The organism is Achromobacter insolitus (assembly GCF_002209555.1).
Classification (GTDB): Bacteria; Pseudomonadota; Gammaproteobacteria; order Burkholderiales; family Burkholderiaceae_B; genus Achromobacter; species Achromobacter insolitus.
In genome coordinates this window covers 810,438-831,841 of record NZ_NJIF01000002.1, presented here as the reverse complement: position 1 = coordinate 831,841, position 21,404 = coordinate 810,438, and the positions used below count along the sequence as shown (strand labels likewise).

The 21,404-nt window shown below is 64.8% G+C and carries 19 protein-coding genes; 14 read left to right on the top strand and 5 right to left on the bottom strand.

The window, feature by feature from the left end; genetic code table 11:
- Positions 1-104: 104 nt before the first annotated feature.
- Positions 105-1,013 (top strand): LysR family transcriptional regulator, encoded by a 909-nt coding sequence (locus CEY08_RS09365; protein WP_042795271.1) that lies wholly within the window; start codon positions 105-107, stop codon positions 1,011-1,013.
- A gap of 16 nt (positions 1,014-1,029) precedes the next feature.
- Here the strand turns inward: CEY08_RS09365 and CEY08_RS09360 are convergent, their stop codons facing one another.
- A complete protein-coding gene (locus tag CEY08_RS09360) occupies positions 1,030-2,568 on the bottom strand; it encodes a class I adenylate-forming enzyme family protein (RefSeq protein WP_076817484.1) in 1,539 nt (512 codons plus the stop codon).
- 296 nt (positions 2,569-2,864) lie between these two features.
- Between CEY08_RS09360 and CEY08_RS09355 the strand changes: the two genes are divergently transcribed.
- The 7 genes from CEY08_RS09355 to CEY08_RS09325 all read left to right on the top strand — a co-directional run bounded on the left by CEY08_RS09355 (position 2,865) and on the right by CEY08_RS09325 (position 11,282).
- Positions 2,865-3,623 carry a class II aldolase/adducin family protein gene (locus CEY08_RS09355; RefSeq protein WP_042795273.1) on the top strand — a complete coding sequence of 253 codons (759 nt, stop codon included), beginning with the start codon at positions 2,865-2,867 and terminating at the stop codon, positions 3,621-3,623.
- A complete protein-coding gene (locus tag CEY08_RS09350) occupies positions 3,568-4,662 on the top strand; it encodes a ketopantoate reductase family protein (protein WP_341865801.1) in 1,095 nt (364 codons plus the stop codon). The genes CEY08_RS09355 and CEY08_RS09350 overlap by 56 nt, the downstream gene beginning before the upstream one ends.
- Positions 4,663-4,695: 33 nt before the next feature.
- On the top strand, positions 4,696-5,661 hold the full coding sequence (locus CEY08_RS09345) for a Bug family tripartite tricarboxylate transporter substrate binding protein (RefSeq protein ID WP_042795275.1): 966 nt from the start codon (positions 4,696-4,698) through the stop codon (positions 5,659-5,661).
- Between the two features lie 45 nt (positions 5,662-5,706).
- Positions 5,707-7,713, top strand: coding sequence for a flavin-containing monooxygenase (locus tag CEY08_RS09340; RefSeq protein ID WP_232033790.1), 2,007 nt, complete (start codon positions 5,707-5,709; stop codon positions 7,711-7,713).
- Positions 7,714-8,574, top strand: coding sequence for a patatin-like phospholipase family protein (locus CEY08_RS09335; protein ID WP_076817482.1), 861 nt, complete (start codon positions 7,714-7,716; stop codon positions 8,572-8,574).
- 158 nt (positions 8,575-8,732) lie between these two features.
- Positions 8,733-9,941 carry a benzoate/H(+) symporter BenE family transporter gene (locus CEY08_RS09330; protein ID WP_076817480.1) on the top strand — a complete coding sequence of 403 codons (1,209 nt, stop codon included), beginning with the start codon at positions 8,733-8,735 and terminating at the stop codon, positions 9,939-9,941.
- Positions 9,942-9,983: 42 nt separating this feature from the next.
- Positions 9,984-11,282 carry a serine hydroxymethyltransferase gene (locus CEY08_RS09325; protein ID WP_076817478.1) on the top strand — a complete coding sequence of 433 codons (1,299 nt, stop codon included), beginning with the start codon at positions 9,984-9,986 and terminating at the stop codon, positions 11,280-11,282.
- On the opposite strand, the gene pdxR is transcribed toward CEY08_RS09325, so the two are convergent.
- Positions 11,276-12,784: a MocR-like pyridoxine biosynthesis transcription factor PdxR gene (pdxR, locus tag CEY08_RS09320; protein WP_076817475.1), complete on the bottom strand. Its 1,509-nt coding sequence runs from the start codon at positions 12,782-12,784 to the stop codon at positions 11,276-11,278. The two genes, CEY08_RS09325 and pdxR, sit on opposite strands and share 7 nt — an antisense overlap.
- A 132-nt stretch (positions 12,785-12,916) precedes the next feature.
- On the opposite strand from pdxR, the gene serC reads away from it, so the two are divergent.
- Both serC and CEY08_RS09310 read left to right on the top strand, forming a co-directional pair.
- On the top strand, positions 12,917-13,999 hold the full coding sequence (gene serC, locus CEY08_RS09315; protein ID WP_076817473.1) for a 3-phosphoserine/phosphohydroxythreonine transaminase: 1,083 nt from the start codon (positions 12,917-12,919) through the stop codon (positions 13,997-13,999).
- A 54-nt stretch (positions 14,000-14,053) separates the two neighbouring features.
- Complete coding sequence (locus CEY08_RS09310; RefSeq protein WP_076817471.1) at positions 14,054-14,959, top strand: LysR family transcriptional regulator; 906 nt, start codon at positions 14,054-14,056, stop codon at positions 14,957-14,959.
- Between the two features lie 4 nt (positions 14,960-14,963).
- Here the strand turns inward: CEY08_RS09310 and CEY08_RS09305 are convergent, their stop codons facing one another.
- Entirely contained in the window at positions 14,964-15,929 is a 966-nt protein-coding gene (locus tag CEY08_RS09305; protein WP_076817468.1) for a Bug family tripartite tricarboxylate transporter substrate binding protein, read from the bottom strand.
- Positions 15,926-16,807, bottom strand: a complete 882-nt coding sequence (locus CEY08_RS09300; protein ID WP_076817466.1) for a dihydrodipicolinate synthase family protein — start codon at positions 16,805-16,807, stop codon at positions 15,926-15,928. The genes CEY08_RS09305 and CEY08_RS09300 overlap by 4 nt, the downstream gene beginning before the upstream one ends.
- A 171-nt stretch (positions 16,808-16,978) precedes the next feature.
- On the opposite strand from CEY08_RS09300, the gene CEY08_RS09295 reads away from it, so the two are divergent.
- From CEY08_RS09295 to CEY08_RS09280, 4 genes are all read left to right on the top strand, one after another.
- Positions 16,979-17,425 (top strand): cupin domain-containing protein, encoded by a 447-nt coding sequence (locus CEY08_RS09295; RefSeq protein ID WP_076817464.1) that lies wholly within the window; start codon positions 16,979-16,981, stop codon positions 17,423-17,425.
- A 73-nt stretch (positions 17,426-17,498) separates the two neighbouring features.
- Positions 17,499-18,473: a Bug family tripartite tricarboxylate transporter substrate binding protein gene (locus tag CEY08_RS09290; protein ID WP_076817462.1), complete on the top strand. Its 975-nt coding sequence runs from the start codon at positions 17,499-17,501 to the stop codon at positions 18,471-18,473.
- Positions 18,474-18,507: 34 nt separating this feature from the next.
- Positions 18,508-19,251: a GntR family transcriptional regulator gene (locus CEY08_RS09285; RefSeq protein ID WP_063639506.1), complete on the top strand. Its 744-nt coding sequence runs from the start codon at positions 18,508-18,510 to the stop codon at positions 19,249-19,251.
- A gap of 144 nt (positions 19,252-19,395) precedes the next feature.
- On the top strand, positions 19,396-20,073 hold the full coding sequence (locus CEY08_RS09280) for a GntR family transcriptional regulator (protein WP_042795284.1): 678 nt from the start codon (positions 19,396-19,398) through the stop codon (positions 20,071-20,073).
- Here the strand turns inward: CEY08_RS09280 and CEY08_RS09275 are convergent.
- Entirely contained in the window at positions 20,045-21,391 is a 1,347-nt protein-coding gene (locus tag CEY08_RS09275; protein WP_076817459.1) for an MFS transporter, read from the bottom strand. The two genes, CEY08_RS09280 and CEY08_RS09275, sit on opposite strands and share 29 nt — an antisense overlap.
- Positions 21,392-21,404: the final 13 nt, after the last annotated feature.

Here is a 21,404-nt window from a genome sequence, read left to right as displayed (position 1 = left end):
TGTATCGGCCGGCCGGGCGGCGCGAAATGGCGGATTTCACGGAGCCGCAGGCGATTCCCTGACGGTTTCCTTTAACATACGGCCCAAAGCCACCACGTCCAGCCATGCCCCGTCCGAATCTGACCAACGCCGAAACCCTGTGCCAGATCGCCAAGCTGGGCAGTTTCCGCGCGGCGGCCGAACGGCTGCATACCTCGCAGCCCGCCGTATCGGCCCGCATGAAGGAACTGGAGCAGGCGCTTGGCTTTCCCTTGTTCGAAAAGCGCGGCCGCAGGCTGGAATTGACGGTGCCCGCGCGGCGCTTCGTCGAACGCGTCGAACCCTTGCTGCTGGCGGTGGAAGACGCCTTCACCGATGCGGAGGCAGTGAACAACGCCGCTGGCACGGTACGCATCGGCATGGGCGAAATTTCCATGACCTGGTTTTCGCGCGTCGTGCCAGAACTGCGCCGCGCCCTGCCGCGCATCTCTTACGAGATCGAGCTGGACCTGGCGGTCAAACTGCAGGAACACCTGACGTCCGGCGCGCTGGACATCGCCATCATGGCCAACCATCTGCGCGACGATCAGTTCATCTGCGAATCGCTGGGCACAACCCGCATGTCCTGGATGGTCTCGTCCGGGCTCCTGACCGACGCCGACGGCCGGCCACGCACGATGCAGTCGCTGTTACAGACCGAACCCCTGTGGTGCGTGTCCCGGCCGTCCGGCTTCTTCGGCCCGGCGCAGGACGAACTGCGCGACATGGGCGCAAACCTGGACAATATCTGCAGCTGCAATCGCCTGAACAGCCTGATCGAGGTGGTCGAGGCCGGCGGCGGCATCGCGCAGCTGCCGGAAATGATGGTGGCTCGGCAGGTGCAGGCCGGCTCCCTGGTACTGGTGGACCCCGCGCTGCAACCGCTGACGCTGGAATTCACCATTGCCATCCATCGCAACCAGGGCCAGGCCATCGTCCATCAGGTCGCCGAGGCCCTGACCCGGCTGGGCAAGGCCGCCACCGGCAAGGCCTGACGTCACACGGCGGCATTCAAGCGTCCAGCAGCGCTCGCTTCTGCACCTTGCCGCTGGCGTTTCGCGGCAGTTCCTCCATGAACTGCACATGCTCCGGCACCTTGAAGTAGGCCAGCCGCTCGGCGCAAAACGCCTTGATGGCGGCAGCGTCGGCCTGCTGCTGGTCGTGCAGCACAATGAACGCCTTGACCGACTGGTCACGCACGGGATCGGGGATACCCACCACTGCCACATCGCGCACGGCAGGATGCCCCATCAATGCCTCTTCCACTTCCGCGGCGGAGATGTTCTCGCCCGCCCGCTTGATCACTTCCTTCTTGCGGCCGAAGAAAAAGAAATTGCCCTTGGCATCCTGATAGCCCAGGTCCCCCGTGTGCAGCCAGCCGCCTTCAAATACGGCCTGCGTCGCATCGGGGTCACGGTAGTAACCCAGGGTGAGCGTGCGCCCGGGCCGGCCGCGCACGACAATCTCGCCCACGGCGCCGACCGCCACGGGCCGGTTGTCGTCATCGACCACGAACACTTCGCGATCGGGCGTAGCGCGGCCTATGGACGGGTAGCGGGAAGGCGAGGCATGCGGTTGCAGGGTGATGTAGAGCATGGTCTCGGACTGCCCATAACCGTTGCGCAACGGTATGCGGAAACGCGCGATGAAAGCGGCAATCTCGGCCTCGGAAATATTGATGGCATACCCGGCGTAGCGCACCTGGTGCGCCGTGTCGAACGGGGTGGGCGGCTGGTTCAGCAGCGTGCGGCACAGCATGCCCGACAGGCTGCAAATAGTAATGCGATGCTCGATGAGCTGGCGCAGATAGCGTGTCGCGCTATATCGCTCGCCAATCACCGCGGTGGCGCCTGCCGTCAGGCAGGACAACACGGTTTCCTGGCAGTTCGCATGAAATAGCGGCTTGTTGTTGAACACGCGGTCGGCGCGGCTCAAGCCGCTGTTGGCCGCGCCCGCCTGTCCGCACCAGAGCAAGTTGGCCTGGGTCAGCATCACTCCCTTGGGGCGCGCTGAAGTGCCGGAGGTATACAGGATCTGCGCCAGGTCGTCGCTGCATTGCGGCGGCGCATGGTAATCCGTGCAAGTCTCCGCCCAGACGCCGCGCAACCCCTCCGGCCCCAGACTCCCGCGCGCCACCGGCACGATGTCCGGCGCTTGTACCAGGTCAGCACAGACTTCGCGGATCAGCGCCTCATGCGCGGGCTCCACCAGCGCCAGCGCCGGCTGGCAATGCTCCAGCTGATAGGCCACTTCCGGTGCGGTCAGGTAGATATTTCCGGCCACGATGACCGCGCCAGCCAGCATCAGCCCCATCCACAGCGGCACATACTCCGCCGTGTTCCCCATGAACACAAATACGCGGTCGCCCGGCATAACGCCGCGGGCCTGCAGGGCTGCCGCAAAGCCGCGGGCCGCCTCGCGCAACTGGATGTAGCTCAGTTGGCTGATGTCGCCGTTCTGGTACTCATGCACGATCGCCACCTTATGCCCATGACAAAGCGCCTGTTCATCGAGCAAATCCGTGATCGTGCGGTTTCCTGCAGCGTCCATCCAGCCTCCGGTATGTTGATTTTCAACGGCGCGCCGCTCCTGGTGCAGGCGCGCCCATGGGTAAGAAAATCAGTATAGGAAGCGGCCATTCGCGGCACTAGCTAAACGTTTTTATGCATATCCATCAAGGTTTTTCATGCATGCCGGCAAGGGCGAATGATTGATGCAATTTATGCGTTTCGATCAAAACGTTTGCTTAGTCGGCGACAGCGGGAAAACCTATACTCCGGTTCAAAGGCGCCACGCAGCCGCGGCGCCGGTCAGACAAAAAAGAATGCAATACCGGAGGAGCAGCCGTGCAAGAGGCATCGATCAAGGAACAGGTTTCGGCCGAGGAATGGGCAGTGCGAGTCGATCTCGCCGCGGCCTACAACCTGGCCGTCGAAATGCGCATGACCGACCACATCTATACGCATATCTCGGCCCGCGTTCCCGGCGCCGAGCCGCACTTCCTGATCAATGCCTACGGGCTGATGTTCAACGAGATCACCGCGTCCAACCTGGTCAAGGTGAACATCGACGGCGCCATCCTGCTGGACCAGACCGGCCTGGGCATCAATCCTGCCGGCTTCGTTATCCACAGCGCCATCCATCGGGCCCGCCACGACGCGGCCTGCGTCATGCATACGCATACCGCCGCCGGCATCGCCGTGTCCGCGCAACAGACTGGCCTGCTCATGATCTCGCAGCATGCCATGCGCTTTCACAACCGCATCGGCTATCACGACTATGAAGGCGTCGCCCTCGACATGGACGAGCAGCAGCGTCTGGTCGCCGACCTGGGTCCGCACGACGCGATGATCCTGCGAAACCACGGCCTGCTGGTCTGCGGCGCCAGCGTGCCGGACGCCTTCGACGCCATGTTCTACCTCGAACGCGCCTGCCAGGCGCAGGTCGCGGCGCTGGCCGGCGGCTTGCCGCTGACGACCCCGTCCGCGGACGTCGCCGAGAAGGTCGGCCGCCAATTCGACCGCCTCGACCGGCCATCCCGTCACAAACATTGGCCTCCCCTGCTCCGGCTGCTGCAACGCATCCGGCCTGAATACCAGGAATAGCGGCAACCGCGCCGCCATCCGGGCGGCCCTTTTTCGCAGAGTAGAAATGGAAGATGCTCATCAGAACCGCGTCGCGGTATATGGTGCGGGCGCGATCGGCTGTCTGCTCGCCGCGCGCCTGGCCCAGGCCGGATGCGAAGTGACACTGATCGCCCGCGGACAGACATTGGCGTCGCTGCGCCAGCACGGCGTGGGCTTGATCGCGGATGGCGTCACGCGCCACTATCCGGTGCTAGCAACCGACGACCCGCGGCAGGTGCGCGACGCGGACTATCTGTTCGTTGCGGTCAAGCAGCAGGCGCTTGATGAAATCGGCGCGCATCTCGCGCCCATGCTGGCGCCGCGCGGTGTCGTGGTTCCGGCCGTCAATGGTATCCCTTGGTGGTATCTGCCCACGCTGAATAGCCCTCTGGGCGACACGCCGCTGCAATCCGTCGATGGCCGCGGCATCCTGCGGCGCGCGTTGCCGCTGGAGCGCGTGCTGGGAGCCGTGGTGTACATCGCCGCGAACGCCGCCGCGCCAGGCATCGCAGCGCAAAACGCCCGTAACAACCTCATCATCGGCGAGCTCGACGGTGGCGTGTCCGCCCGAGCCACCCGCCTCGCTGAACTCCTGCGAGCGTCGGGTCTGCAATGTGAGGTCACCGCCCGGATCCACCAGGCGGTATGGATCAAGGCAATGGGCAATGCCACCTTCAACCCCCTGAGCGTGCTGGCCAACGCCACGATGGAAGGCATGGTCCGCGACCCCCATCTCGGCAAACTGGCGCGCGCCATGCTGGACGAGTATCTGACGCTGGGCAAGGCGCTAGGCCTCGCCCTGCCGGTCACCGTGGAAGAACGCATGCAGGCCGCAGCCAGCGCCGGCGCCGCCAAGACATCGATGTTGCAGGACGCGCTGCAAGGCAAGCCGCTGGAGGCGGACGCCCTGGTCGGCGCCATGATCGAAATCGCAGCAAAGCTGAACCTGGACATGCCCTTTGCCAATACGGTCTGGGGACTGATCCGGCACCGGAACCTCAGCGCAGGTTCCACCTGACTGCCACACCTAGAAATCCACAGGAGACAACCCATGAAATGGCTTTCACACTGCCTAGCCGCATCTCTGATCTGCGCGGGCGCCGCCGCCCACGCGCAGGACTATCCCAGCAAGCCTATCAACATCGTGGTGCCCTTCACGCCGGGCGGCGTGACGGACGTGATGACCCGCCAGATCGCTGCCAAGCTGCAAAGCGACCTGGGCCAGCCGGTGGTGGTGGTCAATAAGCCGGGCGCCGGCACCATGATCGCCTCGGCCTATGTGGCCAAGGCGCCAGCCGACGGTTACACCCTGCTGATGGCGGCCTCGTCCCTGGGTATCGCTCCCAGCCTGTACAAGACGACCGCGAACTATGACCCGGTCAAGGACTTCCAGCCAGTGTCGCTCATCGCCAGCGTGCCGCACGTACTGGTAACCGGCAAGCAGCTGCAAGCCTCCAGCGTCAAGGAATTGATTGCCACGCTTAAAAAGGACGGCAAATCCGCGACCTTCGCATCCTCCGGAAACGGCACCTCCAATCATCTGGAAGGCGAACTGTTCGCCGCGCTGACCGGCCTGAAGATGACCCACATTCCCTACAAGGGCAGCGTTCCCGCGTTGACGTCCCTGGCCGGCGGCGAAGTCGACCTGCTGTTCGTGGACATCGCGGCGGCCCAGCCCTTCCTCGACAGCGGCAAGGTGCGCCCGCTGGCCGTTACCACCAAAACGCGTTCATCGGTGCTGCCCGAGCTTCCCACCGTGGAGGAGTCGGGCCTGCCCGGCTACGACGCCATGCCCTGGCTGGGCATTGTTGCCCCGGCCGGCACGCCGCCCTCGGTCGTCGAGCGCCTTCAGGTGTCCCTGCAAAAAATGAAGGCGGCGTCCGACGTACAGGAACAGTTCAAGAAGATGGGTCTGGATCCCTTGTTCACCAAGCCCGCGGACTTTGGCGCCTTCATCGTCAGCGACAGCGCCAAATGGGCGGAACTGATCAAGAAATCCGGCGCGACCGCCGAGTAGGCCCGGCAACCGATACCCCCAAGCCATTCCTAGAAGGACCGTTACATGCATCGCGATACCCAGGCTTCCGACAACCCGCCCGGCCATGACGCGTGGGCAGCCACGTTACGGCGCGCGCTGTCCAGCGCCAACATTCCCACCCTGCTCATGGTGCTGGTGCACCTGACGGGCGACACGCAATGGCTGTCCGAGCGCTACCAGTGCTCGCGCATCCGCGGCCTGGAAGACAACGACCCCGGCGGCCTTCCCGAGGCCGTGCGGGAAGAAGTGCGCGAGGCGGCGTTCTCGGCCATCCTGCTTGCCCGCCAGGGCCGGGCGCCCATGCTGGCCGCGCCTACGCACGAACAACTGGTCGCCATGCTGCAAACCAGTATCGGCGAGGACGTGCCCGACTCCTACGGCCCCATGATCGCCGCCTGGCTGGGGCTGGATCCGGACTTCGCTCTGGAACAGCGCGAGGCGTTCCAGGTGCCCCAGGGCTATCGGGTGCTGGTTATCGGCGCGGGGGTTGCCGGCTTGTGCGCGGCGATACGCCTGCAAGGCGCCGGCATTCCCTATGTCGTGATCGAGAAGAACGCGGAGGTGGGCGGAACCTGGTACGAAAACCGCTACCCGGGGGCCGGCGTGGACACGCCCAACCATATTTACTCTTACTCCTTCGCTAAACACGACTGGTCGCGCTACTTCGCCCTGCAGGGCGAGATCCAGGGCTATTTCGAAGGCGTCGCCGATCAGTACGGCGTGCGGTCCAACATCCGCTTCAATACGCGTGTGGAATCGGCCCGCTACGATGAAGCCTCGCTGCGCTGGAACGTGCGCACCGTGCGGCAGGACGGCCAGGTCCAGGACTACGTGGCAGACATCGTCATCAGCGCGGTGGGCCTGCTGAACGTTCCCAAGTTGCCGCCCATACCCGGTCTGGAGACCTTCAAAGGGCCTTGCTTCCATACCGCGCACTGGCCGGAAGGCCTGGATCTGCGCGGCAAGAACGTGGGCATCATCGGCAACGGCGCCAGCTCCATGCAAGTCGCCCCCGCCATCGCCGACCAGGTCCGGTCCCTGACCGTGTTCCAACGCTCCAAGCAATGGGCCGCGCCCTTCGAGAAATTCCAGAAGCCCGTGCCGCAGGACGTACGCTTCCTGCTGCGCGAGGTGCCGTACTACCAGGAATGGTATCGCCAGCGCCTGGCCTGGATATTCAACGACCGCGTCCACGCGACCCTGCAAATCGACCCGCAATGGCCGCATCCCGAGCGTGCCATCAATGAGATCAATGACAGGCATCGCGAACACTTCACCAGCTACATCAAGGCGGAACTCGGCCAGCGCCAGGACCTGCTGCCGGACGTGTTGCCCGATTACCCCCCCTTCGGCAAACGCATGCTGATGGACAACGGCTGGTTCCGCACCATGGCGCGCGACCACGTCAAACTGGTCACGGGCGGCATCGCCCGCATCACCGAGAACGCCGTGGTCGGCGATAAAGGCGATAGCCACGAACTGGACGTCCTGGTGGTCGCGACCGGCTTCGACGCGATCAATCTGCTTTCCTCCTTCAAACTGTATGGCCGCGGCGGGCGGTCCATCCGCGAGGCCTGGGACGAAAAAGGCGCCGAAGCCTTCATGGGCGTGGCGGCGCCCGGCTTTCCCAACCTGTTCATCCTGGCTGGCCCCAACACCGCATTGGGCCACGGCGGCAGCGTCGTCGCATTGCTGGAAACCCAGGTGCGCTACGTCATGGGCCTGCTGCAGCAAGGCATGGCCCGCGCTGGCGGACGCTTCGAGATCGAAGTGCGCCAAGACCGGCACGACGCCTACAACGCCCGCGTGCAGGCGGCCCACGACCGCATGATCTGGACCCACAAAGGCATGAGCAACTGGTATCGCAACGCGCACGGCAAAGTGGTGGCGCCGACGCCATTTCGCAATGACGACTACTGGCATATGTTGCGCAAGACGAACATGGACGACTACCACTACCGCCCGGCATCCACCGCCCGCGCAAGCGGCGGCGCCGACTCGCCGGCCCCGGTCCGCGTCGAGGCCGCCTGAATGCAGCCAGCCAACAAGGGGCGCTGCCTGGTCCTGGGCTGCGGCGGCGTCACCGGCCTGGCTTGGGAGATCGGCGTCCTGGCGGGCCTGGCCAGCCAGGGCATCGACCTCGCCACCGCGGACGGGCTCATCGGCTGCTCCGCGGGCTCAGTCGCCGGAGCCCAGTTGGCGCTGGGCGTGCCGCTCATGCAGCTACTCGCAGCGCAGCAGGACGGAGCCGGGGCCGAGCAATATCGCCCGTATTCGCAACAGGCTGCCGATGACAAAAACCGCCAGCTGTATGACAAGGTGGGGGCAGACCTGAAACAGGCGCGACAGCGCATCGGCGCGTACGCGTTGCGCAGCGTCACGCCCACGCTGGCCGAACGCCGCGCCATCGTCGCCGCCCGCCTGGGCGGAAGCGATTGGCCCGGCCGCTCCTTGCATGTGGTCGCAGTCGACGCCCACACCGGCGAAGGCCGAAGCTTCAGCGCGGCCGACGAGGTTGATTTCATTGACGCCATCGCGGCAAGCTGTGCGGTGCCGGGCGCCTGGCCGGCGGTGCCCATCGGCCAAAGCGCGTACATCGACGGCGGCATCCGATCCATGACCAACGCCGATCTGGCTGCCGGCTACGGCCAAGTGGTGGTGCTGGCCCCGCTGGGCTACCGCGACGGCAATCCGATAAGCGGCCATCTGCGCCGCGAGCTGCAGGCGCTCGGCGAAGCAGGGGGCCGGGTCCACGCCGTGCTTCCGGACGCCGCAAGCGTGCAAGCCATCGGTGACAACGTGCTGGACCCGGCGCGCCGGGCCGAGTCCGCGCGGGCCGGCTTGCGCCAGGCGTCCGCCATCGCGCAAGCGGTCCGGGAAGTGTGGCGCTGAATCGCGCCCGCGCGTCCGATTGGTCGACCTCGGACCGATTCCAAGGCGGTCTGCCCGTCACTCTCGATGTGGCGGGTAACAACATACCGCTAGAGCCATAGACTCCACGTTCAAGCCCGGCCGCCCGGCCGGACGCCACCACGAACGCGGAGTGCTTCATGAACGCATCGCCGGCAGGCCTCAGACCCGCCGATTTCTTTTCTCCTGCCGTCGCGGCCCTGATCTCGGTCCTGGTGAACTATGGCGGGACCTTTGTGCTGGTATTCCAGGCGGCGGAACTGGCTCGGCTGTCGCCGGCGCAGACCACATCATGGGTATGGGCGGTTTCCGTAGGCGTGGGCGTCACCGGCGCGCTGCTGAGCTGGCGCTATAAGGCGCCGATCATTACCGCGTGGTCCACGCCCGGCGTCGCCTTCCTTGCCACCGTCATGCCTTTCACGCCTTATGGCGAAGTCATTGGGGCATATATTCTTTCGGCGCTGGGCTTTATCGTGCTGGGGCTGTCCGGCGCCTTCGAGAAGCTGGTGCGCATGATCCCCGGCGGCATCGCCGCCGGCCTGCTCGCCGGCATCCTGCTGCAATTCGGCGTCAATGCTTTCGGCGGCGCCAGCGCAGATCCTCTACTGGTGATCGTGCTGGTTATCTCGTACGCGCTGCTCAAGCGCTTTACCTCCCGCTACGCGGTGGTCGGCATCCTCGTCATCGGCCTCGCAATGCTCATCGCGCAAGGCCGGATCGACTTCTCGGCGGTACATCTGAGCCTGGCTGCGCCCGTATTCGAAATGCCCAGCTTCTCGTTGCAGGCCCTGCTGGGCGTTGCCCTGCCGCTTTTCATCATCACCCTGACCGGCCAGTACATGCCCGGGATGCTGGTGCTGCGCAACGACGGCTATCGGACCAGCGCGAACCCCATTCTGACCGTGACCGGGCTGGGCTCGCTCGTCATGGCGCCCTTTGGCGCACACGCGTTCAATGTGGCCGCGATCACGGCCGCCATATGCACCGGCAAGGATGCGCATGAGGACCCCTCCAAGCGCTACATCGCCGGCCTGGCCTGCGGCGTTTTCTACATCCTGGTGGGCACGTTCGGCGTCACATTGGCGACCCTGTTCATGGTGTTGCCCAAGGCCTTCATCACCACGCTGGCCGGGCTCGCCCTGCTAGGCGCGATCGGCGGCAGCCTGGCCAACGCGATGGCCGACGCGCGCACCCGGGAAACGGCGCTCATCACCTTCCTGGCCACCGCCGCGAACGTCACCCTGCTGGGGGTGGGCGGGGCATTCTGGGGCCTGGTGGCCGGCCTGACCGCGCACCTGCTGATCCACGGCGGACAGCGGACATTGGCCGGCAACCCCGCCAAGTCCTGATCCTGCTCCTTACCGCTACCTTCTATCAATACTGGAATCATCGTGACCGACACCGCCCTCCCCGACACCCTCGCGCTGCCTTGCGTCGGCGCCCAGCCCCTGTCGCAAGCCGATCCCGGCATCTGGGGCGCCATCGACGCCGAACGGCGCCGCCAGATGCATTCGATCGAACTGATCGCCTCCGAGAACTTCGTCAGCCGTGCGGTAATGGAGGTCCAGGGCTCGGTATTGACGAACAAGTACGCGGAGGGTTATCCCGGCCGCCGTTACTACGGCGGTTGCTTAAACGCCGATATCGCCGAGGAAATCGCCATTGAGCGCGCCACCCGGCTGTTCGGCGCCCGCTACGCCAATGTGCAACCGCACTCTGGAAGCCAGGCCAACCAGGCGGTGTATCTGGCGCTGCTGGCTCCGGGAGACAAAATCCTCGGCCTGGACCTGAAAGCAGGTGGACACCTGACCCATGGCTCCAAGGTCAATATGTCGGGACGCTGGCTGCAGGCGCTGAGCTACAGCGTCGATCCCGCCACTCATCGGGTGGACATGGACGAAGTCGAGCTCCTGGCCAGGCGGGAACGGCCCAAGCTCATCATCGCCGGCGGTTCGGCCTACTCGCGCACGCTGGATTTCGCGCGCTTTCGCGCCATAGCCGATGACGTGGGCGCAATATTCATGGCGGACATGGCGCACTTCGCCGGGTTGGCCGCGGCCGGGGCATATCCCTCGCCAGTGCCGCACGCGCATGTCACAACCACCACCACGCACAAGACGCTGCGCGGCCCGCGCGGCGGCATGATCCTGACCAACGACGGCGAATTGGCCCGGAAGATCGATTCGGCGGTATTCCCCGGCCTGCAAGGCGGTCCGCTGATGCATATCATTGCCGCCAAGGCCGTGGCCCTGGGCGAAGCGTTGCAGCCCGCTTTCCGGACGTACGCCCACGCCGTGGTCGAAAACGCGCGGGTGCTGTGCGCAAGGCTGGCGCAAGGCGGGCTTTCCATCGTGTCCGGCGGCACCGACTGCCATCTGGGCGTGGTCGACCTCAGGCCCTGGGGGCTTGCCGGCAACACGGCGGAACAGGCTCTGGAACAGGTAGGCATCACCCTGAACAAGAACGCCGTGCCCAACGACGAGGCCAAGCCTGCTGTCACCTCCGGCATCCGCGTGGGCAGCGCAGCGTGCACCTCGCGCGGCATGGGGCCCGCCGAGTTCCAAGAAATCGGCGACATGATCCTGGCCTTGCTGGGCGGTGTGCGCGCGGGAGCCGTCGACGTCCGCACGGCTGGCGCCATCCGCGAAGGCGTAGCTGGGCTGGCCCGGCGCTTCCCCCTGCCCTACTGAGCCGAACCTGGCCTTTTCAGGGCATTGGACAGGCGCAGCACGGCGGCCTCGATCTCGTAGGCCGTCAACGAGGCGTAGCCCAGCAACCAGCCCGGCTGTTTGTAATCGCCGGCGTACAGCCGGCTCAGCCCGGGCAGGCGCAGGCCGGCCCCTTCCGCCTGGCGGATGGTCTGTTCCTCTGACCATCCGCGCTCCAGCAAGCAGGGGATCTGCAGACCGCCCGGGGGCCGGACCGGCTGCACCACACCCCCGAGCTGCTTGCCCAGTGCTTCCAACAGTACCTGGCGGCGTCCGCCGTATAGCTTGCGCATCGCCCGCACATGCGAATGGTAATGGCCGTCTTCCATGAATCGAGCCAGCGTCAGCTGCAGGATCTGCGGAGTGTGTCCGTCCATGATGCTGCGCGCCCGGGAAAAAGCATCGACCAGGACCGCAGGCAATGCCATGTATCCCATCCTGAGGCCGGGGTACAGCGTCTTGCTGAACGTGCCCAGGTAAATGGTGCGCTGGTGCATGTCCAGGCCTTGCACGCAAGCCGTGGGCAAGCCGTCGTAATGGAATTCGCTGTCGTAGTCGTCCTCGATGATCCACTTTCCATGGTCGGCGGCCCAACTGATCAGCTCCAGCCTGCGTTCCAGCGATAACGTCGCTCCGGTGGGATATTGGTGCGACGGGGTCACGTAGACGCAATTGGCGCCGCTACGATCCGCGCGCAGGAGGTCCGTGCGTATGCCCTGCGCGTCGACGTCGATCGGCACGATCCTTGTCTCTGCGGATTCGAACGCCTTGCGGGCGCCGAAGTAGCCGGGATTCTCCATCAGCATGGGCTTGCCCGCGTCCGCCAGCAATTGCGCGCACAGGAACAAGGCCTGCCGCGTGCTGCTAAGCACCAGGACCTGCTCGGGCAGGACCTTGGCCCCCCGCTCCAGATTCAGGTAGGCCGCGATGGCGCGGCGTAGCGGCTCCGCGCCCTGTGGATCACCATGCAGCAGCACGTGGGCGCGGTAGTCCTTCAAGACCTGGCGCTGCAGGCGCTCCCAGACGTCGGTGGGAAACGTGCGCGTTTCCGGCAGCCCGGTGGCAAACGCCTTGATGACCTGCTGATCCGCAACACCGCCGCTGTCCAGGATCATCTTGCCGCGCCGGCTCAGGCCTGCCCCCGGCTGGGCCGCGCCCAGCCCGTGTTCCAGTTTGGATCGCTTGCGCGCGGCGCCGCGCAGCTCGGTTCCCACCTTCTCGGACACATAGCTGCCCGAGCCTTCGCGACGCACGATGTAGCCGTCGCGGTGCAGCTGCACATAGGCGTTTTCGACGGTATCGCGAGCCACGCCCAGAGACTTCGCCAGACCACGAGTGGCAGGCAGCCTGATGCCCGGCCCCAACGCTCCATCCAGGATCAGGGCGCGCAACGCGCGCTGGATGCGCTGATGCAGGTCCAGGCGCTGGAGCTCCGCATCGTTCATCCGTATTTTCAGCGTATCCAGCTCGAATGTCTTAGCCATGCGGTCTGCTCATAGAAAAAAAACTGGCCTGTCCGGGCCGGCCATTCTATCCGTAGACTCGTCCGCTCGCCACGGTTACCGCGGGCGCAACAATGCAAGAGCCCGCGCCTGGCGGGCGCAGGATCAGGAATCATGGCAAGGTCATACAATTTCAGCGCAGGTCCCGCCGCGCTGCCGCTTGAAGTGCTGCAGGAAGCACACGAGGAGTTCTTCGATTTCGCCGGGACCGGCATGTCCATCATGGAAATCAGCCATCGGTCTGGCGTATTCATCGATATTGCGCGCCAAGCCGAGCTGGACCTGCGCGCCCTTCTGCAGGTACCGGACCGCTACAAGGTGCTTTTCCTGCAGGGCGGCGCATCGCTGCAGTTCTCGCAGGTACCGATGAACCTGCTGCGCGGCAAGGCCTCGGCAGACTACCTGCACACCGGGCTGTGGTCGGGCAAGGCCATCGAGGCGGCCAGGCGGTATTGCACTGTCCGTATCGCGGCAAGCAGCGAATCTACCGGCTTTGACCGTGTTCCCGCTCCCGCTGAATGGCGGCTGGATCCCGGCGCTGCTTACCTGCACTACACGGAAAACGAGACCGTGCACGGCGTGCAGTTCGCGACCGCGCCTGAGGCGCAGGTTCCCCTGGTGTGCGACGCGTGTTCCAGCCTGTTGTCCAAACCTATCGATGTGTCCCGCCACGGTCTCATCTACGCCGCCGCGCAGAAGAACATGGGGCCGGCCGGCGTTACCGTTGTGGTGGTGGACGAAGCCTTGCTGGATGGCGCGATGTCCGTCACACCCGACGTGCTGAACTACGCGCACGCGGCGCGCGCGGATTCCATGTTCAACACGCCCGCCACGTTTTCCTGGTACCTGACAGGACTGACGCTGCGCTGGATCCGCCGCAACGGCGGGATAGATCGCATCCACCAGGCCAACCAGGCCAAGGCCTGGTTGCTGTACCGCGCGATCGACGCCAGCGGCGGCTTCTACGCCAACGCGGTGCGTCCAGAATTCCGATCCATCAACAACGTCCCGTTCTTTTTGGCCGACTCTACCTTGGAGCCGCTGTTTCTGCGCCAGGCCGAAAGCGCCGGACTGATGGGACTGAAGGGGCATACGCATACCGGCGGTATCCGGGCCAGCCTCTACAACGCAGTGGACCTGCCCGCGGCGGCCGCGCTGGCCGACTTCATGACACACTTCCAACGCGCGCATGGCTGATGGCTGCGTGCATGACACGGCGGCCATATCAAAAAGCCGCACGCGGAGATCGACATGGATTTCAGGCAACTCAGGCAGTTCGTCGTTCTGGCCACGGAGCTGAACTATCGCAAAGCGGCGGCGCGGCTGCATATGACGCAGCCGCCGCTCAGCGTAGCCATCAAGCGGCTTGAAGCTGAGATCGGGGCCGACCTGTTCGAAAGGGATCGTCTGGGTGTGCGCCTAACCGTCGCCGGCGGCGCCTTCCTGCGCGAAGCAAAGCGGCTGCTGGAGGGCGCCGACGCCGCGCTGCAAGCCGCGCGCGACGCGGCTGAGGGACGCATGGGCGCGCTTCGGGTATGCGCCGTGCCCAGCGCAGCCCTTCACTTGCTGCCACGCATGCTCCCGGAGTTCACCCAGCGCTTTCCGCATATCCGCCTGCGTCTGAGCAGTGGCAGCACCGTCAGCATCCTGGCCGGGCTTCAGCGCGGCGAGCTGGACGCGGCGTTCCTGGTGCCGCCCGCCTCCGGTGTGCCGGGCATCGCGATCACCGCCTTGCGGCGGGAGCGGATGGTTCTGGCCGTGCCGGCTGGCCATCGCGTGGCCGGCATGCAGCAGGTCAGGCTGTCGAACCTGACGGACGAAACACTGGTGGCGCTGGCGCATTCCGACAGCCCCGGCTTCGCCGGTGAAATCGTCGCTGCGTGCCAGCGCGCCGGGTTCCATCCGCGGGTATTGCAGGAATCATCCCACGCCCTCATCAGCCTGCCGCTCATCGCCGCCGGCCTGGGCATCGCCATCGTGCCGGCGGCGCTGCGCCGCATCGCCATCGACAACGTGGCCTATGTGGATCTTGCCGACGAATCGGACTTGCCATTGACTTACGCCATGGCGCTGGCGGCGCCCGCCGAATCGATGAACCCTGCAGTCCGCTGGTTCAACGACTTGGCGCGCGAGCTGCTGGGTCCGCAAACCGCGTAACGCCTCACTGTGCCGGGCGGGACAGGATGTCCGCCCATTTCTTCTGTTCCGCGACGACCTTGCGTTCAAATGCTTCCTGCGCGCCATCCACGGGCTCACTGCCTCGCGCATAGATCTTGTCCCGCACCGAAGCGCTCTTGGCGACCGCGGCAATGGCCGCATTCAGGCGCGCGACAACCTCAACCGGCGTGCCCTTGGGCACGGCAATGCCAGACAGCGACCCGCCCTGCACGTCCTTGCCCAGCACTTCCTTAACGGTGGGGACATCAGGAAGATTGGGCAGGCGCCGCGACGAAGTCACGGCAAACGGACGGATCTGCTTTGCCTCGATGAAACCTACGGCCGTGACGGCCGAAACCGCCGTCAGGTCCGTGTTGCGGCTCATCACCGCCGTCATGGACTCCGAACCGCTCTTGTAGGGCACGTGCAGCATCTTTACGCCGGTAGCCTGTTGCAGCAGCTCCAGCACCTGGTAATTGTCGGAACCTTCGCCCGCGGTGGAAAACGCGATCTTGTCCGCCTGCGCCGAAGCGGCCTTGATGATATCGGGCAGAGACGCGTACGGACTCTCCACTCCCACCGCCAGCACGGTAGGCGTATTGGCCAGCATGGCAACGTAGGTGAAGTCCTTGTTCGGATCGTAAGGCAGCTTCTTGTAGATCAGCGGATTCACGGCGACCATGCCGTTGGTGATCACCAGCAGCGTGTAGCCATCGGCCGGCGACTTCGCCACCGCGCCCGCAGCAATGGAGCCGCCCGCGCCGCCCCGATTCTCGACCACGACGGGCTGGCCCAGCTCGCGTGTCAGGCCCTCGGCAAACACGCGCGCCGTCGTATCCGTCACGCCGCCCGCGCCAAAGGGCACGATCAGGCGTATGGGCTGATCGGGATAAGGGCCCGCCCAGGCCACCGCGGCCGGAATCACCACGCCCAACAAAGCCGCCGTCCAGCGGCGCAATCCCTTGTTCATCGAACTATCTCCATTTTTTTGAGGATTTCAAGAAGCCGTTGTTCCGGTTCCGCGGCCAGTGGCGCCAGCGGCGCGCGCAGGCGCCCGGGGTCAAAGCCGCGTAATTGCAGGCCCGCGGCGACGGTCCTGGGCAAGCCATGGCCCATCAGGAAGTTCAACAGGTCGATCTGCCGGGCAAACCATTCATCAGCGCCGCGCGCGTCCCCAGCCGTCGCACAGCGGTAGAGATTCAGGGCGTGCGATGCGCTGATGTTGGCCGATGCGGTGCACCAGCCCGCAGCGCCTTCCGCGAATCCCGTGCGCGCCATGCAGTTCAAGCCGATGTACACGGCCGTCTTTGCCGGGCAAGCCGCCCGCAACCTTGCGATCTTGGCTGGATCGGGGCTGCTTTCCTTGATCATGGTGACATTGGGCAGTTCGGCCAGCCGGGCCAGGAACTCGACAGACAGGTCCATGCCCGTGGTGAACGGATTGTTGTAGACCATCACCGGCGTGGATACCGACTCGCAGACTTCGCGGTAGTAGGCAAGGATCTCGTCCTGGGTCAGCTTCCAGTAGGTGCTGGGCAATAGCTGCAGGGCAGCCGCGCCCGCGCATTCCGCATAGCGCGCATGTCGCACGGTGCTGGCGGTGCTCAAACTGGAGACGCCCGCAAGCACTGGCACACGTCCGCGTGCCGCGCCGATGACTGTGTCGATGACCGCCTCGCGCTCGCCATCGTCCAGGTACGGCAGACAGCCCACACTGCCCAATGGCGCCAGGGCATGCACGCCTTCGCCGATCAAGCGCTCGACGTGCTCCTCCAATAGCGCATGGTCCACCCCGCCGCTTTCGTCGCAAGGCGTGAGCAGATACCCGATGATTCCCTTCAAATGCATAGCTCGCTTCTCCATGTCGGCTTGCAGTCTAGGGAGGCCGCGCGGGCCGGTCCAATACCTATTTCCTGGGTGCCTGATATCTCGCGCGCGCTGCCAACGGCAAATCTTGTATCCAGTAATTCCCGGGCAACGCCGATAGACTTTCCTCGCCAATTCACGAAGGAGCAAGCCATGAGCAGCAACGATGTTCTCGACCCCGCGCAGACCCATCACATGCCCGAGTACCGCAGGCCGGAAGACATGGAATGGGAAATGGGCAGATTCAAGAACAAGACGAAGTTCCTCTTCCATACGCGGGAAGAACGCCCCACCGAACCCAATGCCGGCTTTCTGCGCTATGAACCTGGCGCGGGATTCCGGCTCCATAAGCACGACTTTGCGCAGGTCTGGTACGTCATCGAGGGCGAATTCAACATGGGCGGCAAACAGTACGGCCCCGGCACCGTCGTCTTTCATCCGGATCCCCACATCGAGGAGGCGCTCAGCACCGAGACCGGCGGCACGCTGTTCTTCGTGCAGTACCAGGGCCCCACGACCGGCGGCCGGCCGGTGTACGAAGGCCGCATGAACATCAAGGGAGATCTGCCGGAAATCACCGAGCAGGACCTCGAACACTGATATCCGCGGGCCGGCGGGGCGGCCCCGACATGCCGTCCGCCCAGAACCAGAAAAAACCAAGGAGACAAACACCATGCACGCCCCCAACCCGCGCGCCTGCCTTGCGTCCCTGACGCTTGCGCTGTCGTTCACGCTGTCCGCTCCCACCCTTGCGGCCGCCTGGCCGGATCGGCCCATCACGCTGGTCGTGCCCTTCGGCGCGGGCGGCATCACCGACCTCACGGCCCGCACGGTGGCCAAACAGCTGCAAGCCGAGCTGGGCCAGCCCGTGGTCGTGGAGAACAAGCCCGGCGCCGGTGGCAACATCGCCGCGGACATCGTGGCCCGGGCCAAGCCCGACGGCTACACGCTGATGGTGATCACGAACGGCATGGTCGCCGTCAATCCGCTCATCCACAAGCAGCTGAACTACGACGCGCTCAAGGACTTCGCCTACGTCTCCATGATCGCCAACACGCCTCTGGCCCTGGTCGTTCCAGAAAACTCTCAGGTCCAGGATCTGCCCGCGTTGATCGCCCGCGCCCGCAGCCGCCCCGACGCCGTTTCGTTCGCCAGTTCCGGCCAGGGCACGTCGATACACCAGGTTTTCGCCCTGATGCAGCAGCAGACCGGCGCCACGCTGATGCACGTGCCCTACAAAAGCGGCGCCGAAGCCGCCACCGCCCTGCTGTCCGGCGTGGTGGACGTAACCGCGGTGGAGACCGTGGTCGCCGGACCGTTCATCCAGTCCGGCAAGATGCGGGCGTTGGGCGTAACGTCGGGCCAAAGGGTGCCGAATCTGCCGGACGTTCCCGCGGCCCGCGAAAGCCTGGGCGCTGAATTCGACGTCGGCTCGATCTCCGGACTGGTCGCGCCCGCCGCAACGCCCCAGGACATACTCGACAAGCTGGAGCGCGCCATGCACGCAGTCGCGGGGAGCCAGGGCATGGCACAGTTGTACGCGCAGGGCAGCCAGCCCATGCCCCCGGGTTCACAGGTCTTCCTGGAACGCATGCGCCTGGAGCAAAAGAAGTGGGCGCTGGTATTCTCCGCGGAACCTGCAAAATAGCCGCATGATCGTTACCGGATAAGGAAGTCAGGCCATGGATCGCGCATATCCCGCCGCCGAAGAGTTGGTGCAGCACCTGGTGGAGTCCATCTCCGCAAAGATCTTCAATGGCGCCTATGCGCCCGGGCAGAAGCTGCGGCAGGAAAGCCTGGCAGAGGAATACGACGTCAGCCGCACGCCGGTGCGCGAAGCATTCCGGCAGTTGGAGATCAAGGGCCTGATCGTGCAGCAGCCGCGTTACGGCGCCACGGTAGTCGCGCCGACCGTCAAGGACATCGGCGCGAACTACTGGCTGCGCGGCGAACTCGAAGGCATGGCCGCCGAGCTGGCGGCGCGCTGGATTTCCGACGCAGACCTGCAACGGCTGCACTCCACCCATACCGAGTGCGCGCATGCCGTCACCGCGCTGTATGCCGAGGTCAATGAGGGAGGCGCTGGCGCGCCGAGCCATGCCGCCGCGTCCATGCGGCACTGGGTCATCAAGAACCAGGAATTCCACGCCCTGATCTTCCGCGCCGCCGACAACCCGTCGCTGGAACGCATCATCAAGGACCTGCACACCGACTACACCAAGAACATCCTCAACATGACCGTGCTGGGCATGTACGAAGCCCGCATGAAGAAGAACATCGAACACCATGCGGCCATCGTTGCAGCGCTGACGGCGCGCGACGCCGCCGCCTCGCGCGCGGCCATGCGCAGCCATATCCACGAGTCCGGAGAGTTCGTGGTCGAATGGCTGCAAAAGCGCCCTGAAGTCCGCCGACCGCGGCGGTAGCTTCGGCCCCAATTCGCTCGAAAGCCGCGTGCTACCATGCCGGCGAAAGGGCGCAACGCGTAGCCCAGGCGCATGTATAGGCTTGGCAATCCGCGTACCGTAGAGCGCCTGCCGACACGCACAGGAAGCGACACGGATTCGAGCATGAGCGAGACCAGGAACACGTCTAGATCCTCGATCGAGATCTCGGAAGAGATTCTGCGGCGGATCAGGAACGGGCAATACCTGCCCGGCGATGCCTTGAGCCAATACGAGCTTGCGACCGAGTTCGAAACCAGCCGCACCCCCATCCGGGAGGCGCTGCGGTTTCTCGAAGCGCGCCGAGCCATCACGCTGACCAGCACCGGACGCGCCGTGGTCACCGTGCCGTCCATCCGGGCGATCCGCGAAGCCTTCCAGATCCGCGCAGAACTCGAAGGGCTGGCCGCACAGTTGGCGGTCGACTGGATCGACGACAAAGACCTGGAGCTGCTGGCGCAACACCAGAAGCATTATGCGGACGCCTTGCGCTCGCGCGTGCGCAGCGAAAGCGGTTCCGACTGGCTCAAGTTCAACGCCAAGTTCCATAGCTTGATCACCCAGGCCAGCCATAACGAGCGGCTGCATGAGCTGGTCGGCGAATTGCAAGGCAGCATCGTGTCCAACGTGCTGGGCTTCGCCTCCAAGATGCCGCCCCGCCTGATGGAAGAGAACATCAAGCAGCACGAGGACATCATCGCCGCCCTGACCCTGCGCAATGGCCCCGCCGCGCGAGAGGCGATGGCCACGCATATTTCCCGGACGACCGAGCTCGTTATCGAATGGATGGAGACGCGGCGCTAGCCAGTTTCGCGCTGACCGCGGCGCGTTGCTGCCCATAGGGGCGCATCAAAATGCCGCAGCCCGCCGCGATCAGGCCAAGTCCGACCAGGTAAAGCACGATCAGCCGCGGCGATCCGTCGCCCAGCGACAGCAGGTACGTCGCCACCAGCGGCGCAGTGCCGCCTCCAATTGCTCCACCTATCTGCACGGCCAGCGATATCCCGGTATAGCGGACCGCAGGCGGAAACATGCTGGAGAATAGACTGGACTCCTGCGCGTACATCGCGGCATAGACCACGCCGAAGGCCACCACCATCGCGATGTTCGTGTGATAAGAGGTCTTTTCACCCAGCAACGAGAAGAACGTCGAGCTGAACAATGAAATGCCCAGGGCGCCGGCGATGAATATCGCGCGCTTGCTGATCACGTCGCCCAGCAGGCCGAATAATGGAATGGTGAACAGCGCCGCCACCGCGCCCCAGATGACCCCGGTCAATATGGTCTCGCGAGGCAGGCCCAGCGTGCCCACGGCATAGGTCAATGAGAACGTCGCCAGCGTGTAGAACCAGGTCTTTTCGGATATGCACGCGACCAGCGCGGTCAGCACGGGACCCTTGTGCTGTGCCAGCACCGTCTTCAAAGGCAGCGCATCCTGCCTGGGTTGGGCCTGGGCCTGCTTGAACTCCGGCGATTCGCTGACCTTGGCGCGGATGTACCACCCCACCAGTAGCAGGAATACGCTTGCCAGGAACGGCAGCCGCCATCCCCAGCTCAGCATGTCTGCTTCCGGCAACCGCGAGACGGCGCCCATCGCAAGCGAAGACAGGATCAAGCCGGGAGCAACGCCCACCTGCGGCAAGCTGCCGAACAATCCCTTCTTGCCTTCGGGCGCATGCTCCACCGCCATCAGAACGGCACCGCCCCATTCGCCGCCCACGGCCAGTCCCTGGAGAAAACGGAAGAAGACGAGAGCCACGGCGCCCCAATAGCCGATCGCCTCGTAGCTTGGTGTCAAGCCGATCAGGATAGTGGGCACGCCCATCAGCATCAGGCTGATCATCAGCATCGACTTGCGTCCGACGCGGTCGCCGAAGTGGCCGAACACGATTCCGCCCAAGGGCCGCGCAATAAAGCCGACAGCATAGGTCCCAAATGCCGCCAAGGTCCCGCTGATGGGATCAATGGCGGGAAAGTAGATCTTGTTGAAAATCAGTGCTGCCGCAATGCCGTAAAGAAAGAAGTCATACCACTCGATGGTGGTCCCGATCATGCTGGAAAGACCCGCGGTCACGTAGTGCTTCTTCGAGCGCGAGGAAGGCTGTTCTGAGATGGCTTTCATCTCTGGTCTCCAA

What these genes read in the sequence shown, in the direction of transcription:
- CEY08_RS09340 (WP_232033790.1), top strand. Translation starts at nt 5,707, where the DNA reads ATGCATCGCGATACCCAGGCTTCCGACAACCCGCCCGGCCATGACGCG.
- CEY08_RS09360 (WP_076817484.1), bottom strand. Translation starts at nt 2,568, where the DNA reads ATGGACGCTGCAGGAAACCGCACGATCACGGATTTGCTCGATGAACAG.
- CEY08_RS09365 (WP_042795271.1), top strand. Translation starts at nt 105, where the DNA reads ATGCCCCGTCCGAATCTGACCAACGCCGAAACCCTGTGCCAGATCGCC.
- CEY08_RS09305 (WP_076817468.1), bottom strand. Translation starts at nt 15,929, where the DNA reads ATGAACAAGGGATTGCGCCGCTGGACGGCGGCTTTGTTGGGCGTGGTG.
- CEY08_RS09275 (WP_076817459.1), bottom strand. Translation starts at nt 21,391, where the DNA reads ATGAAAGCCATCTCAGAACAGCCTTCCTCGCGCTCGAAGAAGCACTAC.
- CEY08_RS09300 (WP_076817466.1), bottom strand. Translation starts at nt 16,807, where the DNA reads ATGCATTTGAAGGGAATCATCGGGTATCTGCTCACGCCTTGCGACGAA.
- CEY08_RS09280 (WP_042795284.1), top strand. Translation starts at nt 19,396, where the DNA reads ATGAGCGAGACCAGGAACACGTCTAGATCCTCGATCGAGATCTCGGAA.
- CEY08_RS09335 (WP_076817482.1), top strand. Translation starts at nt 7,714, where the DNA reads ATGCAGCCAGCCAACAAGGGGCGCTGCCTGGTCCTGGGCTGCGGCGGC.
- CEY08_RS09310 (WP_076817471.1), top strand. Translation starts at nt 14,054, where the DNA reads ATGGATTTCAGGCAACTCAGGCAGTTCGTCGTTCTGGCCACGGAGCTG.
- CEY08_RS09330 (WP_076817480.1), top strand. Translation starts at nt 8,733, where the DNA reads ATGAACGCATCGCCGGCAGGCCTCAGACCCGCCGATTTCTTTTCTCCT.
- CEY08_RS09290 (WP_076817462.1), top strand. Translation starts at nt 17,499, where the DNA reads ATGCACGCCCCCAACCCGCGCGCCTGCCTTGCGTCCCTGACGCTTGCG.
- CEY08_RS09285 (WP_063639506.1), top strand. Translation starts at nt 18,508, where the DNA reads ATGGATCGCGCATATCCCGCCGCCGAAGAGTTGGTGCAGCACCTGGTG.
- pdxR (WP_076817475.1), bottom strand. Translation starts at nt 12,784, where the DNA reads ATGGCTAAGACATTCGAGCTGGATACGCTGAAAATACGGATGAACGAT.
- CEY08_RS09345 (WP_042795275.1), top strand. Translation starts at nt 4,696, where the DNA reads ATGAAATGGCTTTCACACTGCCTAGCCGCATCTCTGATCTGCGCGGGC.
- CEY08_RS09295 (WP_076817464.1), top strand. Translation starts at nt 16,979, where the DNA reads ATGAGCAGCAACGATGTTCTCGACCCCGCGCAGACCCATCACATGCCC.
- serC (WP_076817473.1), top strand. Translation starts at nt 12,917, where the DNA reads ATGGCAAGGTCATACAATTTCAGCGCAGGTCCCGCCGCGCTGCCGCTT.